The sequence below is a fragment of the Idiomarina loihiensis L2TR genome (assembly GCF_000008465.1).
Classification (GTDB): Bacteria; Pseudomonadota; Gammaproteobacteria; order Enterobacterales; family Alteromonadaceae; genus Idiomarina; species Idiomarina loihiensis.
This window is the reverse complement of the sequence record NC_006512.1, coordinates 1,840,961-1,858,329: the sequence shown is the minus strand read 5'-3', so window position 1 is coordinate 1,858,329 and position 17,369 is coordinate 1,840,961. Positions and strand designations below refer to the sequence as shown.

At 45.9% G+C, this 17,369-nt stretch carries 19 protein-coding genes; 13 read left to right on the top strand and 6 right to left on the bottom strand.

Going from position 1 to position 17,369, the window contains the following annotated elements; all coding sequences use genetic code 11:
• Nucleotides 1–146: 146 nt before the first annotated feature.
• The 7 genes from ffh to tyrA all read left to right on the top strand — a co-directional run bounded on the left by ffh (nt 147) and on the right by tyrA (nt 5,410).
• Nucleotides 147–1,511 (top strand): signal recognition particle protein, encoded by a 1,365-nt coding sequence (ffh, locus tag IL_RS08830; protein WP_011234963.1) that lies wholly within the window; start codon nt 147–149, stop codon nt 1,509–1,511.
• Between the two features lie 119 nt (nt 1,512–1,630).
• On the top strand, nt 1,631–1,879 hold the full coding sequence (gene rpsP, locus IL_RS08825) for a 30S ribosomal protein S16 (RefSeq protein ID WP_011234962.1): 249 nt from the start codon (nt 1,631–1,633) through the stop codon (nt 1,877–1,879).
• Nucleotides 1,880–1,907: 28 nt separating this feature from the next.
• The gene (rimM, locus tag IL_RS08820; RefSeq protein ID WP_011234961.1) at nt 1,908–2,432 is read left to right on the top strand and encodes a ribosome maturation factor RimM; all 525 of its coding nucleotides are present in this window, start codon (nt 1,908–1,910) and stop codon (nt 2,430–2,432) included.
• Nucleotides 2,432–3,190 carry a tRNA (guanosine(37)-N1)-methyltransferase TrmD gene (gene trmD / locus IL_RS08815; RefSeq protein ID WP_011234960.1) on the top strand — a complete coding sequence of 253 codons (759 nt, stop codon included), beginning with the start codon at nt 2,432–2,434 and terminating at the stop codon, nt 3,188–3,190. Before rimM ends, trmD begins: the two co-directional genes overlap by 1 nt.
• Nucleotides 3,191–3,222: 32 nt before the next feature.
• The gene (rplS, locus tag IL_RS08810) at nt 3,223–3,582 is read left to right on the top strand and encodes a 50S ribosomal protein L19 (RefSeq protein WP_011234959.1); all 360 of its coding nucleotides are present in this window, start codon (nt 3,223–3,225) and stop codon (nt 3,580–3,582) included.
• A gap of 71 nt (nt 3,583–3,653) precedes the next feature.
• On the top strand, nt 3,654–4,256 hold the full coding sequence (locus IL_RS08805; RefSeq protein WP_011234958.1) for a DNA-J related domain-containing protein: 603 nt from the start codon (nt 3,654–3,656) through the stop codon (nt 4,254–4,256).
• A gap of 11 nt (nt 4,257–4,267) precedes the next feature.
• Complete coding sequence (tyrA, locus tag IL_RS08800) at nt 4,268–5,410, top strand: bifunctional chorismate mutase/prephenate dehydrogenase (RefSeq protein WP_011234957.1); 1,143 nt, start codon at nt 4,268–4,270, stop codon at nt 5,408–5,410.
• A gap of 19 nt (nt 5,411–5,429) precedes the next feature.
• Here the strand turns inward: tyrA and IL_RS08795 are convergent, their stop codons facing one another.
• The gene (locus IL_RS08795) at nt 5,430–5,786 is read right to left on the bottom strand and encodes a response regulator (protein ID WP_011234956.1); all 357 of its coding nucleotides are present in this window, start codon (nt 5,784–5,786) and stop codon (nt 5,430–5,432) included.
• A gap of 78 nt (nt 5,787–5,864) precedes the next feature.
• Between IL_RS08795 and IL_RS08790 the strand changes: the two genes are divergently transcribed.
• Nucleotides 5,865–6,512 (top strand): cytochrome b/b6 domain-containing protein, encoded by a 648-nt coding sequence (locus IL_RS08790; protein ID WP_011234955.1) that lies wholly within the window; start codon nt 5,865–5,867, stop codon nt 6,510–6,512.
• Here IL_RS08790 and IL_RS08785 read toward each other — a convergent pair.
• Entirely contained in the window at nt 6,509–6,973 is a 465-nt protein-coding gene (locus IL_RS08785; RefSeq protein WP_011234954.1) for a c-type cytochrome, read from the bottom strand. The genes IL_RS08790 and IL_RS08785 overlap by 4 nt on opposite strands.
• A gap of 141 nt (nt 6,974–7,114) precedes the next feature.
• On the opposite strand from IL_RS08785, the gene IL_RS08780 reads away from it, so the two are divergent.
• Both IL_RS08780 and IL_RS08775 read left to right on the top strand, forming a co-directional pair.
• On the top strand, nt 7,115–10,195 hold the full coding sequence (locus tag IL_RS08780; protein ID WP_011234953.1) for an amidohydrolase family protein: 3,081 nt from the start codon (nt 7,115–7,117) through the stop codon (nt 10,193–10,195).
• Nucleotides 10,195–11,496 carry an amidohydrolase family protein gene (locus IL_RS08775; protein ID WP_011234952.1) on the top strand — a complete coding sequence of 434 codons (1,302 nt, stop codon included), beginning with the start codon at nt 10,195–10,197 and terminating at the stop codon, nt 11,494–11,496. Before IL_RS08780 ends, IL_RS08775 begins: the two co-directional genes overlap by 1 nt.
• Nucleotides 11,497–11,593: 97 nt before the next feature.
• On the opposite strand, the gene IL_RS08770 is transcribed toward IL_RS08775, so the two are convergent.
• On the bottom strand, nt 11,594–12,388 hold the full coding sequence (locus IL_RS08770) for a response regulator (RefSeq protein ID WP_011234951.1): 795 nt from the start codon (nt 12,386–12,388) through the stop codon (nt 11,594–11,596).
• 101 nt (nt 12,389–12,489) lie between these two features.
• On the opposite strand from IL_RS08770, the gene IL_RS08765 reads away from it, so the two are divergent.
• Entirely contained in the window at nt 12,490–12,795 is a 306-nt protein-coding gene (locus IL_RS08765; protein ID WP_011234950.1) for an STAS domain-containing protein, read from the top strand.
• The gene (locus tag IL_RS08760) at nt 12,795–14,465 is read left to right on the top strand and encodes a fused response regulator/phosphatase (protein ID WP_011234949.1); all 1,671 of its coding nucleotides are present in this window, start codon (nt 12,795–12,797) and stop codon (nt 14,463–14,465) included. The genes IL_RS08765 and IL_RS08760 overlap by 1 nt, the downstream gene beginning before the upstream one ends.
• On the opposite strand, the gene yciH is transcribed toward IL_RS08760, so the two are convergent.
• From yciH to IL_RS08745, 3 genes are all read right to left on the bottom strand, one after another.
• Complete coding sequence (gene yciH / locus IL_RS08755) at nt 14,446–14,781, bottom strand: stress response translation initiation inhibitor YciH (RefSeq protein ID WP_011234948.1); 336 nt, start codon at nt 14,779–14,781, stop codon at nt 14,446–14,448. The genes IL_RS08760 and yciH overlap by 20 nt on opposite strands.
• Nucleotides 14,782–14,786: 5 nt before the next feature.
• Nucleotides 14,787–15,500: a hypothetical protein gene (locus IL_RS08750; RefSeq protein WP_231378583.1), complete on the bottom strand. Its 714-nt coding sequence runs from the start codon at nt 15,498–15,500 to the stop codon at nt 14,787–14,789.
• Nucleotides 15,501–15,573: 73 nt separating this feature from the next.
• A complete protein-coding gene (locus IL_RS08745; protein ID WP_011234946.1) occupies nt 15,574–16,257 on the bottom strand; it encodes a sensor histidine kinase in 684 nt (227 codons plus the stop codon).
• A gap of 137 nt (nt 16,258–16,394) precedes the next feature.
• On the opposite strand from IL_RS08745, the gene cysB reads away from it, so the two are divergent.
• Nucleotides 16,395–17,369 carry an HTH-type transcriptional regulator CysB gene (cysB, locus tag IL_RS08740; protein WP_011234945.1) on the top strand — a complete coding sequence of 325 codons (975 nt, stop codon included), beginning with the start codon at nt 16,395–16,397 and terminating at the stop codon, nt 17,367–17,369.

The following is a 17,369-nucleotide window of genomic DNA, read 5'->3' as shown; positions in this document are numbered from 1 at the left end:
CTTCCCTGATTCCTGTTGTTCGTGCCCTGAGTATACGACGTCAGTCGGTTAAACCCAATACTTACGGGGCGAAACTTTCTTGCAAATCAGATATACTGCCCCCATTACTATTAACGTCAGAAATCGCAATATAAGAGACGATCGACATGTTTGAGAATTTATCGGAACGCTTGTCGCAAACGCTGCATTCTATTGGTGGCCGGGGGCGACTGACCGAAGACAATATTAAAGAAACCTTGCGCGAAGTTCGCATGGCGCTGCTTGAAGCCGATGTTGCCTTGCCTGTGGTAAAAGACTTTATTGCTAAAGTTAAAGAACGGGCCGTAGGTACAGAGGTCAACAAAAGCCTGACGCCGGGTCAGGTTTTTGTCAAAATTGTCCAGTCTGAGCTGGAAGCGGCAATGGGTGAGGCGAATGCACCTCTGCAATTAAATACCCAGCCGCCAGCTGTTATTTTGATGGCAGGTTTGCAGGGTGCGGGTAAAACCACCAGTGTGGGCAAACTGGCTAAATATTTAACTGAGCGCCAGAAGAAAAAAGTCATGGTGGTCAGTGCCGACGTTTATCGTCCGGCCGCTATTAAACAGCTGGAAACTCTTGCCGAGCAGGTAGGCGTTGAGTTCTTCCCGTCTTCAACTGATCAAAAACCAGTTGATATTGCTAATGCTGCTATTGCCCAGGCACGTAAGCAGTTTATTGATGTGGTATTAGTGGATACCGCCGGTCGTCTCGCTATTGACGAAGACATGATGCAGGAAATTCAGCAACTGCACTCAGCCATCAATCCGGTTGAAACCCTGTTTGTCGTTGACGCGATGACGGGTCAGGACGCGGCAAATACCGCCAAAGCATTTAGCGAGGCTTTGCCTTTAACGGGTGTTATTCTGACGAAGACCGATGGTGATGCTCGTGGTGGTGCGGCTCTGTCTATTCGCCATATTACCGGTAAGCCTATTAAATTCCTGGGTGTTGGTGAGAAAAACGATGCGCTGGAGCCGTTTCATCCTGACCGCGTAGCCTCCAGAATTCTTGGCATGGGCGATATGCTTTCTCTGATTGAGGAAGTCGAACAAAAAGTCGATAAAGAAAAAGCGGAGCGAGTGGCGAAAAAAGTCATGAAAAAAGGCCAGTTCTCACTGGAGGATTTTCGTGATCAGCTCGTACAGATGCGTGAAATGGGCGGCATGATGGGATTAATGACCAAAATGCCGGGCATGGGTAAAATGACAGAACAAATGAAAGGTCAGATGGATGACAAAATGACCTTGCGCATGGAAGCCATTATCAACTCCATGACTCCTAAAGAACGGCTACGACCCGACGTAATAAAGGGCTCGCGTAAGCGCCGTATAGCAACCGGTTCAGGTACTCAGGTGCAGGACGTGAACAAGTTGCTTAAACAGTTTACTCAAATGCAAAAAATGATGAAAAAAATGAAAGGTGGCGGCATGCAGAAAATGATGCGCGGCATGGGCGGAAAGATGCCACCAGGAATGTTCCCCGGACGCTAGGAAAAAGCGCGTCAAGCTTGCATTTGCAGTAAAAATCAGTAGAATTGCCGAGCCTTCCGACTCTGTCGGAGGGCTTTGCTATTTTTTACATTTACAAAACAGTTATATTGAGGAACGCAATGGTAACCATTCGTTTACAACGTGGTGGCGCGAAAAAACGCCCCTTCTACCAAATGGTAGTTGCTGACAGTCGCAATGCTCGCGACGGTCGTTTCATTGAGAAAGTAGGATTTTTTAACCCTGTAGCTCGTGGTCAGGAAGAAAAACTTCGTGTTGATGTTGACCGCATCGAGCATTGGGTAAGCAAAGGCGCTCAGTTATCTGATCGTGTTGCTAAATTAGTTAAAGATGCAAGCGCTGCGGCGTAAGCATTAACAGATTCAGGTAGGTAAATTAATGCAGCAATCAGAGCAAATCGTCGTTGGTCGCATCGGTGCGGTGTATGGCGTAAAAGGCTGGTTGAAAGTGCAGTCATTTACCGATGATCCAGAATCGATATTTGAATACAGCCCTTGGTTACTCAGCCAGAAAACTGAGCGCGAAATGAAAGTTGTCGAGTGGCGTCGCCACAACAACGGACTTATCGCCAGGTTAGAAGGCATATCCGATCGCGATGAGGCTGCGCGCCTTACTGGTGCGGATATTTGCATTACGGCAGATGAGTTACCGGCATTAGCTGACGATGAGTTTTACTGGCGCGACCTTATTGGTATGCGTGTAGTGAACACCAACGGCTATGATATGGGTGTGGTTGAACAAATTATGCCCACCGCATCGAACGATGTGTTGGTCGTAAAAGCAAACAGCAACGATGGGTTCGGAAAATCTGAACGTTTAATTCCTTTTATCCAAAGTGAATATGTCACTGCGGTTGATAAGGAAGCCAAACAGATTCAGGTTGAGTGGCCATCGGACTTTTGATGGGCAAGCCTTTGCAGGTTGGCGTCATCAGTTTGTTTCCTGAAATGTTTTCGGCCGTCACCGATTACGGTGTTACCGGCAGAGCAATAAAGGAAGGTTTGCTGACAGTGAGTGTCTGGAATCCTCGTGATTTCACTCATGATCGCCACAGGACTGTTGATGACAGGCCTTATGGCGGTGGTCCGGGTATGTTGATGATGGTGCAGCCACTTGTGGATGCTATCAACGCAGCAAAACAAAGCCTGGGTGAGGATACTCCTGTTATTTATTTGTCACCGCAAGGGCAAAAACTTGATCACAGCGGAGTGCAACATCTCTCCGGCAATGATCGAATGATTTTGATTGCTGGCCGTTATGAAGGCATTGATGAACGCGTTATTAAACAATACGTTGATGCAGAATGGTCGATAGGGGATTACGTATTAAGCGGTGGTGAGTTGCCAGCAATGGTGCTTATTGACGCGGTATCACGGTTAATTCCCGGGGTGTTGGGACACCAGGATTCAGCAGCAGAAGATTCTTTTGCCAGCGGGTTACTGGACTGCCCTCACTATACTCGACCAGAAACTTATAATGAACAGCAAGTACCGCCGGTTTTATTAAGCGGTGATCATGAAAAGATACGTCGCTGGCGTTTACAGCAGTCTTTGGGTAAAACCTGGCTGCAACGACCAGAGTTAATTCATAGCCTAGCTCTGACTGACGAGCAGGAAACATTGTTGAACGAGTTTATCGCACAACAATCATCCGGCGAATAAAGTACAGTTTACCTAGGATAGGAGATACGAAAATGGCAAAAGTTAGCCAAAGCATCATTAAGGCTCTTGAAGAAGAGCAGATGAAACAAGATTTACCTGAGTTTGCACCAGGTGACACTGTTGTTGTAAATGTAAAAGTAAAAGAGGGTAACCGCGAACGTCTTCAGGCGTTTGAAGGTGTTGTTATCCGTGTTCGTAACCGCGGTCTGCATTCAGCGTTCACAGTACGTAAAGTATCGAACGGTGAAGGCGTAGAGCGTACTTTCCAAACGCACAGCCCATTAGTTGACAGTATTAAAGTCAAACGTCGTGGTGCGGTTCGTCGCGCGAAACTGTACTACTTGCGTGAGCGTTCTGGTAAGTCTGCACGTATCCGCGAGAAGCTGTCTTAAGCTTTTAGCAAACAAACGAAATAGCAAAGAAAAACCCAGCCTTGTGCTGGGTTTTTTGATAGTGTTTTAGAATGAACGAAGATATCGAAATATTAACCCAGATTTTAGCTGAAAATTTGGATACTCAGCACCACTGGACTGAGCATGAACTGATTGCGTCTTTGCAGGGGCCGCCTTATGAGTTCTTTGATAAAGAAGCTCTGCGTGATCCCTTGACCTTGTTTCAGACTCACTTTTTATTGTTTCACTGTCTTTATAAATTGCGTGAACGCTGGCGGAAAGAAAAAAAGTACGAGCTTTTTATTCATACCCTGAATATTGAGTGTCAGCCATGGCAACGTGGCGTTTCTGCATTGACAGAAAAGGACGCGTTAGCAGAATATTATTTAGATCTGAATCAACTGGGCTCGACATCCGGCGCTGATGTTGAATCTATGCTGGATGATTTTTGGCGGCGCATGGGGCATTCTTCTTCTAAGGTAGAAACCAGCATGCCTGTGAACGATGCCTGGCAGATTATGGAAGTTGAACCGCCGGCAAGTCAGGCCTTTATCAAAAAGCAATATCGTAAACTAGTACACAAGTACCACCCCGATAAAGGCGGGAGTGTGGCTAAAATGCAAAAAATTCAGAAAGCCTACCATAGTGTTATAGAAGCCATAAAAGAGGAATAAGATAACAGCTCATGAGCCATGACCCGGACCAACAATTATCAGAACTGCGTAATGCAATTGATGCCACTGATAACGAATTAATTGAGATAATTGCCCGGCGAGCAAAGTTAACTGCCGCTGTGGGAGAAACCAAACGTGCGTTGAAACAGCCTCTTTACGTTCCACAGAGAGAACGTTCTTTAATAAAAGCGCGCAGAAGCAAAGCCAAAGAGGCAGGCTTGTCGGAAGACTTAATCGAAGATGTTATTCGTCGTATTATTCGAGAGTCGTATCGGACGCAAACAGCACAGGCGGCTGCAACTTCGACTCAACTTGAACGACCGGTTTTTGTGTTTGGCGGTAAAGGGGCTTTGGGTGCGCGTCTGGTCAGTCAGTTAAGGCAAACAGGCTATTCGGTAATAACCATTGATAAAGACGATGACTGGCCAGATAAGGACGATTTAAGCCAAGCGCAGTTGGTATTGATGAGTGTGCCGGTCAATAAGACCGTTGAATTGATAAAGCAGTTACCACCTTTAGCGGAGGACTGTGTTCTGGCTGATGTAACCAGTATTAAAGCGGCTCCTTTAAACGCCATGCTGGCACAGCATAGCGGGCCGGTCGTTGGTTTGCATCCTATGTTCGGTCCTTCTGTGCAGAATTTGGCGAAGCAGCTGGTAGTTGTTACTCACGGCCGACAGCCTGAGCGTTATCAGTGGTTACTGGACCAGTTTGTTAACTGGGGCGCCCATTTACACGAAGTGAATGCCGATAAACATGACGACGCCATGGGCTGGATCCAGGCGATGCGCCATTTAAGCACTTTTGCTTACGGTGTTCACCTGGCTAATGAACGCGTCGATATTAAAGAGCTGTTGGAATTGAGCTCGCCTATTTATCGGATGGAATTAATGATGATAGGTCGTTTGTTTGCGCAAAATGCGGAACTTTATGCCGATATTATTGCTGCGAACAAAGGACAATTTGCATCGATCAGACGTTATCTGCAGCAATTCTCGGCAATCATTGATGATATCGAAAACGGTAAAAAATCTGACTTTATATCGCTTTTCGATGAAGTTAGCCAGTATTTCGGTGAATTTTCCAGTCAGTTCCTGAAAGAAAGCGAATCTTTGGTGCAGCTGGCAGACGACCAAAGATTAAAGCATCAATAATAGTTGCTGGCTACAAGCTTTATAAGTATTCAGTCATTAACTCGCTAAGCGCTTCTGGTGAAACTGGCTTATGCAATGTTGCATTCATGCCGGCTTCACGACAAGCGCTCATTTCGCTAGCGCTTTGATGACTGGTGATAGCGATAACCGGTGTGTTCTTGTGCATATCGCTTTGTCGCAACTCCTGGCAGACTTCAGCTCCCGACATGTCCGGCATTTCGTAATCCAGAAAGATAAGAACCGGAGCCTCTCCTGCCAGGTTCAAGGCTTCTTCCCCTGTCATTGCTGTTAATATACTTACCTCAAAATTGGCCAGCATCGCTTTTAACACTTCAAGGCTGATAAAGTCGTCGTCAGCAATAAGAACTTTGCGCATAGTCACTACCCATTTAATGGAATTAATTATACCCTAGCACTTAGCTTTTTATATTCCCAGTAATTTGGAGCTAACAACATGAATCAGAAAGGAAATTCTATAAAAGTTTGGGATAGCTTTATTCGTGTGTTTCACGGTTTGCTTATTGTTCTTTTAGGCGGGCTATGGTGGACCGTCGAAAATGGCCGCATGGAGCTGCATAAGGATATTGGAATTGCCTTACTTGCGTTACTTTTAGTCAGAGTTTGCTGGGGAATATTTGGTAGCGAAAATGCCCGTTTTAAAACCTTTTTAAAGTCTCCTAAGGCTATCTTGAAGCATCTGCATAATGTTTTTAAAGGGCGCTATGAAGCAGAAAACACCCACAGCACTGCTGGTGGCTGGGCTGTCATCATTATGCTTGGGTTGCTTTTAAGCCAGGTTATTACGGGGCTATTTTCAACCGACGGCATTTTATTTTCGGGGCCATTATCTAATTGGCTATCTTCGGATGGGCAAAAAGCGGTAACCAGCTGGCATAAAACCCAGTTCGACGTAATATTAATTGTTATTGCCGTACATATTCTGGCCGTGCTTTTTTATCGCTTTAAAGGAACACCTTTAGTGGCTTCCATGGTGCATGGTTACAGAATCACCAGTCAGCAAGCGCCAAATCTAAAACCCGGTTGGCAGGGGCTCATTTTAGCGGTTGCTGTCTGGTTAATCTTAATGTTGCTGCTTAACTAGTCTTTATATTCGTCGTGGCAACCTTTGCAGGTTTTTGCGGCGTCCATAAAAACGGGTTTTATTGAGTCAATAGAGCCTTCTTGGCTAACTTCAGCCAGTTTCGCAGCGTACTCTTGCAAGTCATTAGCGCGCTGCTGAAAGTCATCCCAGTTATCCCATATGGCAGTTAATGCATCAGAGTTATTGCCTGGCATTGCGCCTTCAACGGCAAAACCGGCCCACGGAATACCTGACATTTTCTCGAAATCATTTGCACGACGTTGAAAAAAATCTGCGTTGTATTCAACTTCGCCTTTTACCATAGCGGCCATAGCGGAAAAGTTTTCTTTCATAACAGACAATGCTTTTTGACGGTACTCTACGGCTTTCTCGGCATCGTTAAAGGCGGTTTCATCAGCGGCTACATTGAATGACAGAGTCATCAGGCCAGCTAGAGCTGTTGTTAGTAATTGTTTTTTCATTGAAACACTCCGTTTATTGAATTCACTGATCGTTAATAATACACGATCTGTCGGTTAATGCTTGTCACCTCTATGTATAACAAAGTAACTTATCTAATGAGATAACTAAATGACAAGAATAAGTCAAAATGGGGACAATTCATGAAAAAAGTGCATCAGTTCAGTGCTTTGACGTTAGCGGTAACGTCGGTACTGACCGCTTCGGTTGCGGCTGATCAGACTTCCCGGACAAACGGGATGCGGGATAACACACCAAGTCTGACGGCAATTCAGAATGCAACAATTATTACTGAGCCGGGAAAATCTATTACTAACGCCACTTTGGTTATTGAAAATGGCGCCGTTCAGTCAATTGAGCGAAATAATCGGGCTCCTGCCGGAGCGCGGGTGATTGACGGAACCGGGTACACGATTTACCCGGGATTTATTGACCCCTACAGCAGCTACGGAATTAACGTTAGCAGTGAGCAAGAACGTTCAGATACGCCAATTTATAACAATGAGCGTGAGGGCGGTAACGCGGCAAATGACGCGATTCACTCGCAAAAACACTGGTTCAGCGAGTTTAAAACCAACTCTGAAGATGCGAATAAATGGGTGTCACAAGGTTTCACCAGTGTGCAGTCAGCTAACTTAGACGGTATTTTTCAGGGGCAGGCGGTAACGGTTTCGCTGGCAGACAAAATACCTAACGACGTTATTTACCAAAGTGAGTCAAAGCACTTTGGTTCATTTGATAAAGGCTCATCACAGCAGCAGTACCCTTCATCGCTGATGGGCAGTATTGCGCTGGTCAGACAAACCTTGTCTGATGCTAACTGGTATGAAAACTCTTATGGAAAGCAGTCGCATAATCAATCGGTTGAATTTAATGCGGCGCTTGATTCACTGACAGATATCGAGAATACCGGAATTGTTTTTAAAGTAAGCAATGAAAAGTCATTGTTACGTGCTGATGATGTCTTTGATCAGTTCAAAGTGCCGTCGGTTTATGTTGCCTCGGGTTATGAATATGCGCGCTTAGACGCGGTAAAAAATGCCGGGAGTGATTTAATTCTCCCACTTAACTTTCCGGCTGCACCAGACGTTGGCGGTGTCGATGCGCACCTCGACGTCGATTTAGCTAAGCTGCGCCACTGGGAACGAGCTCCGTCTAATCCAGCTATGTTAGCTGAGGCAGGTGTGAACTTTGCTTTGACTTTACACGACCTGGAAAATGCGGAGAGCTTTTGGCCTAACCTGCGTAAAGCGGTTAAGTATGGCTTGAGCGAAGAGAAGGCTCTTGCTGCGTTGACGACTATTCCGGCGAAAATTGCCGGGGTAGACGACAAAGCCGGTAAGCTGGCTCAGGGCTACAAGGCTGACTTTGTTATGGTCAAAGGCGATTTGTTTGCAGATGGCACCATTCAGTCAGTTTGGTTGCAGGGTGAAGAAAACGAGCTGGTATCACGGGATAAAGTCGATTTTGTTGGCAATTACAGCATGAAATTGAATGACCAGGATATCGAGATTGCAATTAAACCTGGTGCAGCGCTAAGCGGTGAAGTTAAGGCGAATGAAAAGACCAGCGCTTTACGTCACGTTCAGTCTGGAAGCCAGTCTTTATCTTTTGTTGCCGACCTGGAAGCAGAACCCGCTGGAAGCTGGCGCTTCAAGCTGGAACCTGAAGCTCAGGGAGTGTTTTTAGTAACGGCTGTTTCTCCTCAAGGAGAGGAAGTCAGGTTAGAGGCTCAAATGGATTCTGCTGAAAGCGAGACTGAAACAAGCGGTGAAGCAGAGCCGGTGAATTATGTCAGCGAGCTGACTTTCCCGAATGTGGCATACGGTCTTGACGGTTTGCCGGAGCGTCAGGATGTTCTTATCCGCAACGTAACGGTCTGGACTGCAACGGACGACGGCATTCTTGAAGAAACTGATGTGCTGGTTCGAGATGGTGAATTTGCAGCTATTGGCAAAAACTTGTCTGCACCTTCCGGCGTGACTGAAATTGATGGCGCCGGAATGCATTTAACTCCGGGAATCATCGACGAGCATTCACACATTGCTATTGAAGGTGGTGTTAACGAAGGCTCTGAAGCGGTGACATCGGAAGTCCGAATTGGTGATGTGGTTAACTCGGATGATATTCACATTTATCGTTCGCTGGCAGGCGGGACGACCATGGCACAGTTGCTGCATGGCTCAGCTAACCCTATTGGCGGTCAGGCGCAAGTGATTAAGTTACGCTGGGGAGCGGATGCTAATGTCATGAAGTTTGATGCAGCACCTGAGTCTATCAAGTTTGCATTAGGCGAAAACGTTAAGCAGAGTAACTGGGGTGACAACATGACGGTTCGATACCCTCAAACTCGCCTGGGTGTTGAAACCATTATGCGCGACGCTTTCCAGGCTGCTCTTGAGTATCAGCAGCGGAAACAGGCTTACGAACGTATGAGCCGTTCAGAGCGCAATAAAGTTGCAGCTCCGCGGCCGGATTATCGTCTGGAGACGTTGCTGGAAATTCTAAACAGTGAACGCTTTGTACATGCTCACTCTTACGTAGCGTCAGAAATTTTGATGTTAATGGAAGTCGCAGAAGACTTTGGGTTTACCCTGGATACCTTTACTCACATTCTGGAAGGCTACAAGGTCGCTGATGAAATGGCTGAGCACGGTGCCAGTGGCTCAACCTTTGCGGACTGGTGGGCATATAAGTTTGAGGTTTATGATGCCATTCCGCATAACGCGTGCTTGATGAAAGAACGCGGAGTCTTAACCAGCATTAACTCTGACAGTAATGACTTACAACGTCGTTTAAATACTGAAGCGGCTAAATCGGTTCTGTACTGTGATATGGATCCACACGAAGCACTGAAAATGGTGACCATTAACCCGGCTAAGCAGTTAAAAGTGGACCGTTATGTAGGGTCGGTTGAAAAAGGTAAACACGCCGATTTCGTGCTTTGGAGCCATTATCCGTTAAGTGCTTATGCGCGCGCGGAGCAAACTTGGATTAACGGCCGTAAGTTCTTCGACCGCGAACTGGATAAACAACGACAGCAGGCGGTTACGCAAGAAAAGAACGCACTTATCCAAAAAGTTTTAGCGGCAGGTGATGATGCAAAAATAGGGGCTAAAGACGGTTATAAATCGGATCAACCTACCTGGCACTGTGATACTGAACACGACTTTTGGTTAGATCACTTTACCGGCAAAGGGCATCAGCACGGAGGACAACACTAATGAATAAATTACTTACAACCGTTAGTGCCGCATTAGTCAGTGCGCTGACGCTTAATAGTGCTGCGGCACATGACGAAGTTCCGGGCGAAGAACAAAGCAACCCTATTGTACTTCAGGGAGGAACCTTGCATACCGTTTCTGATGGGGTGCTTACCAACTCAGACTTAGTGTTTGAAAATGGTAAAATCACCGCTATTGGTCGAGATGTCAGTATCCCGGACGGAGCTGAAGTCATCGATATTTCAGGTCAGCACGTGTATCCGGGGGTTATTGCCATGGATACCACTATTGGACTGAATGAAATTGAAGCAGTAAGGGCAACCCGCGACGCGCGTGAAGTGGGTGATGTGCATCCTGAAGTTGCTGGCCACATTGCCTTTAATGCTGATTCGGAAATTATTCCGACGGTACGTTACCACGGCATTACACACGCTCAGGTGGCTCCTGAGGGCTCGCTGGTAGCAGGCCAGTCATCCTTAATGCATTTAGATGGCTGGAACTATCAGGACGCTCTGGTCGCCGGAGAAATAGGTGTGCATGTTTCCTGGCCGCGCACATACGTGGTGAATACCTGGTGGGAGAGACGTTCACCTGAAGAACAGCGTAAAGCGAACGAGGAATCCCGTCAGCAACTAATGAAAGTCTTCGCTGATGCAAAGGCTTACTACGATGCGAAGCAGGCCGATCGTAAAATTGATCTGGACCAGCGCTGGGAAGCTATGGCGGGTTTGTTTGACGGTAGTAAGAAGCTGTACGTACACGCCGACGACAAACGTCAGCTGGAGCAGGCTATTGATACCAGTCAGGAGTATGGTTTTGAACTGGTGCTTATGGGGGCCAGAGATGCCTGGCGTATTGCCGATAAGCTAGCTGAGCTTAATGTTCCCGTTGTTTTTGGCTCGCCTTACGGTCTACCTGCCCGTAACGACGAAGGTTATGATCAGGCCTTTGCTACGCCGGCTCGTCTGGCTGAAGCCGGAGTAAATTTTGCTATCTCTTATCCGGGTTACTGGGACGTACGTAACTTACCTTTTGCTGCCGGAAACGCGGTTGCGTTCGGTCTGGATCAACAGCAGGCTCTTGCGGCTATTACATTGAAGCCAGCAGAGATTATGGGAGTTGCCGATAAGCTGGGCTCACTGGAAGTGGGTAAAAGTGCCTCACTGAGTGTCTCTGAAGGTGACTTACTTGATCCAATAGGACAAAAATTAACGCACCTTTATATTGATGGACGCAAAGTAAGCTTAAGCAGCCGACATACGGAGCTTTACGAGAAGTATCGTCAGAAGCCATCTGAATAGCCGCTCTTTGGCTAAGTCTAAAAGGAAAAAGCCCCTGTCAGTTCAGCTGGCAGGGGCTTTTCATTTTAACGGACAATATTAATTACTGACTTCAGGATCAACTGTTTAATAAACGGGCGATCAGTTTTCTCAACGTTGCCGGCTCAAATGGTTTGTCCGTTAAGGCATCGACACCGCTTTGTTTTACGTTAGCAAGTTGTGGCTCATTGGCGCGTGCAGTCACCATGAGAACCGGAGTGTGAGCATGTGCTGAGCTATTGCGAATGTATTGGGTGAGTTCACTGCCGTTTACCTCCGGCATATGAAAGTCGGTGACGATCAAGTCAAATTGATGTTCCACTAAGATATCAATTGCCTGCTGACCGTTCTCTGCTTCAACAAAGCTCTCAACACCCAGATTTTCAAATACACGTCTTAAGACATGGCGCGAGGTCATGCTGTCATCAACAATTAATACCCGCAAATCCTCGACATCATAAAGCTCAAGATGAAGTGGCTCGGGTTCCATCATGTCCATGGTAGCGGTAATAGCCCGCTGGAGCTGATCCGGCGTAAAAGGTTTTGGTAAAATGGCAATAATACCCGCTTGTTTGAATTGCTCCAGCTGATCGGCACGATGTTCGGATGACACCAACATAAAATGTAAAGTATCTTTTAAGTCGTTACTATTAATGAATTCAATGAGTTCATGTGAAGTGCCGTCAGAAAAATACATAGCGCTGGTGACAATATCGGGTTGCCAGCGAAGTATTTCTTCTTTTGCTTCAGCAATGGTTGAAGCGCCACGGGTATGCTGAATGCCCGCCTGGTTCAGGTGCTGAGTAATTACTTTTCTTTGCACATCGGAAGGTTCGATAAGCAAAATACGGAGTTCGTCAAAGGCTATTGCCATAATCACATAATTAGGATTTATTGTGACCGAAAGAGTAGGGTATTCAGCAGATAAACTCAATCAGAAAATCTGTGTTATGCTCATTAAAAAAAGAGGTGAGTATGAACGTTAGTCGCGACTTTTCAAATGATGGTAAGCAGTTAGTTATTGCTATTAAAGGGAAATTTGATTTTAGCCTGGTACAGGAATTCCGTCAGGCCTACAGTCATATTGGTGATTCACAACCAACCGTAATTATCGACCTGAGGGAAACCGATTATCTGGACAGCTCGGCGCTCGGTATGCTGCTCAACATGCGTAAGTCTTTAGGCAGCAGTGTAAAAGGCATTCAACTGATTAATGCCAAGCCGGACGTGCGTCGTATTCTTGATATATCCCGCTTTGATAAGATGTTTGTTATTGCCTGATGAAGGTACTGATTGTCGATGATCAGCCTGCTAACCAGGTGATGCTGAGTGGTCTGATTAAACGCTTTGGTCATCAGGTCACCTGCGCTGATAACGGCATTGAGGCTATTGATATTTTTGCCAGCCTGGCGCCGGACGTGGTGTTACTGGACGTTATGATGCCGGTTATGGACGGCTTTCAGACCGCTCCCCGGTTAAAAGCTCTAAGCGGCGATGTCCATTTGCCGATTTTATTTATTACGGCACTGGATGATCAGGAAACCTTATTGAAATGCCTTGAGGCCGGAGGGGATGATTTTATTAGCGTGCCTTTTGAGCCGGTTGTCCTGCAGGCAAAACTAAATGCTCATGCGCGGGTTCGCGAGTTGAGTTATTCCCTCAAAGGTAAAAATGAAACTCTGGCTTATCATTCTAACCGAATGGAGCGAGAGCAGAATGTGGTCAGGCACATGCTGGCTAACGCGCTGCAGGAAAACGAAACAGAATATCCGTTCTTAAAAACCTATCTTGCACCGGCCAGCGAGTTTAACGGTGACTTAGTTCTCTCTAAAGCCGGACCTCTGGGAAATTTTTATCTGTTTGTCGGTGACTTCACCGGACACGGGTTAGCTCCTGCTACCGGTGCTCTTCCCGTTGCTCAAACCTTTTTTGATTCAGCTGAAAAAGGGCTCTCAATAGCTAACATGGTTGAAGAGTTTAACCGCAAACTGGTTAAGCTGTTACCCGATGACATGTTTTGTGCTGCTTTTGTTGCTGAGTTGTCAGCCAATGGTGATCGTTTAACTTATTGGAATGGTGGCATTCCCGATGCGCTGCTGATAAATGAAGCCGGAGAAGTCGAGAAGCGACTGGTGCCTGAGCATATGGCATTGGGCATTTTGTCTCCGGAAGAGTTCAGCAGTCAGGTTAGTCATTGTTTTGTTGAGAAAAACATCCGCCTGATAACCTATACCGACGGTGTGGTGGAGATGACCAACAAGGCTGATGAACGATTATCTGAACGGGGATTCGAGGCTCTGTTGTTACGCTATGCCCGCGAGCGAGACTTTGAGGGGTTAGTCGGATCATTCCAGACTTTTCAGCAAGGGCAAGAACAGTTTGACGATATTTCATTGGTGTGTCTGGATTGTGAAGCCACCAATTTACCCGTTAGCCAGCCTGATACTAATGTAACTCATCTGCCCTTTCGGTTAGTGGTTTATTTAAAAGAAAATGAAATTAAAGGGCGCGATCCAATTATCAAGCTGGTGGATTCTTTAAGCCATCTTGAAGGTATCCGCGCGCACAAAACAACCTTGTATTTATTGTTAGCAGAAGCTTTTAACAATACCCTGGAACACAGCGTTTTGCAGCTGGACTCGGGAATTAAAGAGACCGGGCAGGGGTTCGATGAATACTACCGGACACGGGAAGCGCGGTTGGCTGTTTTAGAAGGGGTAGAAATAGAAATTGATATTGAATACAAACCGGATAACAACTTGCTTTCGTTTAGTATTTCATCCAATAGCGGAAATGGTTTTTCGGAATATCAGCAAGCATCCGACGATGACGAACAACAGGCGTTTGGTCGTGGATTACAGCTGATAAGAAACTTTTCAAGCCATGTTGAGTGGCGTGATGACGGACGACGTCTATATATTGAATACGACCTTAGCCGCCCGCACGCTTAACTTTATAGCCTTCCTTTTTTAACCAGCTTTCAATGCTGTCGCGCTGGTCGCCTTGTAGTTCTATTTCGTACTCTTTAACCGCGCCACCAACGCCACAGAACTGCTTGAGTTTTTTTGCAATCGACTTTAACTCTGTTTGCGGTTTATCCAGCCCAGTGACAATGGTTACTCCTTTGCCCTTTCGACCTTTGGTTTCGCGGCGCAGGCGGACAATACCATCGCCTTCAGGAACTTCCTCCGGTTCAGGTTCCGGATCAATACGTCCCGAGTCTGTTGAATATACCATTTGGCTTAGTTGGTCTTTCCAGTCCGGCATTCTTTCTACCATTTTCTCTTAGGTTGAAACAGTTCTTCTAAATCGTCTTCTTTTTTATGTTTTTCTTTGTCTCGCGTATGAGCATCTTTCAACTCTTGTGCAATTTGTTCCAGCGCTTTTTTAATCGATTGCTGGCGCGACGTAGTGTAGTCGTCGCTAAAGCTCTGGTCTTCTATGGTGCGTAATGCTTTTTCATAATACTGTCTGGCGGAACCTAACATCTGACTTTCGTAAGCATGACGGCCCCGGCGTATTAAGGTTTCAATACTAATTTTCAGTTGCAACTTGGTCAAACGCTGATCTTCGACACTAAAAACATTGCTGTCGACCCGACCGCGGGAATGCTCATTGCGTAAAGTAGAACGTAAACGCTTCAGCCCATTGATCATTGCTATGATTTGCTTGTTGTTTTCCGGGATCTCAAAGTCTTCACTGATTAACGAGGTGTCGTTACGGTCAACACTTTGTATGCGCTCTTCGTAATCCTGTATTCGCGCCTTATAGTCTTTTGACGGCGATGCTGCGTTCATACCTTTAAGTATTTCTAACGCACGGCTATTAAGAACCACCAGCATGGATTTACCAATAGGGAAGAAGCTCGACATATGAATGAGATCTTCGATCTGTTCAAGCGAACTGCGAAAGCGCGCCAACTTCTTACGCCGCTCTAGTTCTAAACGCTGTCTGTTCTGTTGTACCGCACCAACTATAATTGCCATTATTATTAGTAATATAATCAATGCGATGACAATGGTGTAAATCATATTACGCTCGTTAAGTTATAATTATTTTTCAGGGTAATGTTAAAGAGAAAACACCACCACCTAAGTGTCCATTATTTTTCAGCTCGATAAAACCTTTTTTATTATTTCGCTCATGGGCACTTGCTATCATCTGAGCAAAGTATAGACCTAATCCCGTCCGGGATTGCTGAATATTCAATTGTTGTATCGGCATAGTGGCGTTTTCCAGCATACTAGCAGGAAAACCATCGCCATTGTCGTGAACCATAATACGACATCCACCATCTTCGGTTATCTCTACTTTTATAAAGAGCTTATCGGCTGTGTAGCGCATTGCATTAATGATGATGTCATTAAGCAGATTAAAGATCAGGTCCCTGTCGAACCAGCCTGTTGCTGTTTCATCAATGTCGGTGCTGACAGTAATGTTCCGCTGCTCAAGATAGAGCTCATTGTTTAGTAACAGCTCTTCGACAAGTTCGTCGACGTGGTGCTGGTCGCTATTGAGTGGTAAAGCGTTATTGTCGTTGCGATAAAGCGTGAGCATTTGCATCAAACTTGAATTGATACGCTGAGCCTCATAATGGACTTTCGCCATTTTTTCTGTTGCACTGCTGTCAGCGACCTGTTCTGATACTTCTTCTATCATCTGAATGAGTAAGCACAGTGAGTTTTTCATGTCGTGCACAGAAGAAGCCAGGACGGTTGAAAAATCAAATGCGGGTTGGGTCATAGATGACAGTTCCTGTGGTCCAAAGAGAAGCCTCGACAAAATACTGTTGCGATAGCTTTTATATTTGTCATAGTTATCAAGATTATTATAGTATTTTCTTATATCACATTTAGCAAACTAGAGTGGCACGTTCCTCAATGAAATTACAGCAGTTACGTTACATTGTTGAAGTAACAAATCATAACCTGAATGTTTCTGCTACGGCTGAAAGCTTATTCACCTCGCAGCCGGGCATTAGTAAACAAGTCAGAATGCTGGAAGACGAGCTGGGCGTGCAGATATTTGGACGAACAGGCAAACACCTGACTCACATAACGCCCGCGGGTAAAGACATCATAGCAGTTGCTCAGCAGGTTCTGGATAACGTCCAGTCGATTAAGACGGTTGCTGCTGAGCACACCTTGCCAAACCAAGGCAAACTTAATATTGCGACGACCCATACTCAGGCTCGTTATGCCTTGCCGTCCGTTATTCAGCGATTTATTCAGCAATATCCCAAAGTGTCACTGCATATGCATCAGGGGTCTCCAGAGCAAATTAGTGAGGCGGCGGCGAAAGGGCGGGCAGATTTTGCCATTGCGACCGAGGCGCTGCATTTATATCACGACCTTATTATGTTGCCCTGCTATCACTGGAACCGCTCTATAGTGGTGCCTAAATCGCACCCGCTGACGCAACTGAGTAAGCTAACTATTGATGATATTGCTCAGTTTCCTTTGGTCACTTATGTGCATGGTTTTACCGGTCGTTCCGAGTTGGATAAAGCCTTTGCCGATGCGGGACATGAGCCTAAAATTGTCTTTACAGCAACCGATGCCGATGTGATAAAAACCTACGTCAGAATGGGATTGGGTATTGGGGTTCTGGCAAGTATGGCTTACGACCCTAAAGAAGATACCGATTTAGTGGCGATACCTGCGGAGCACATGTTTGCTCATAGTACGACTAAGATAGGTTTCCGGCGCGGAACATTTTTACGTACTTATATGTACGATTTTATTGAGAATTTTGCACCACACTTAACTCGCGATAGGGTGCAAAAAGCTACTCAGCTAAAAAGTCAGGATGAGATTGATAAACTCTTTGATAGTTGCTCACTGCCGATGCGCTAA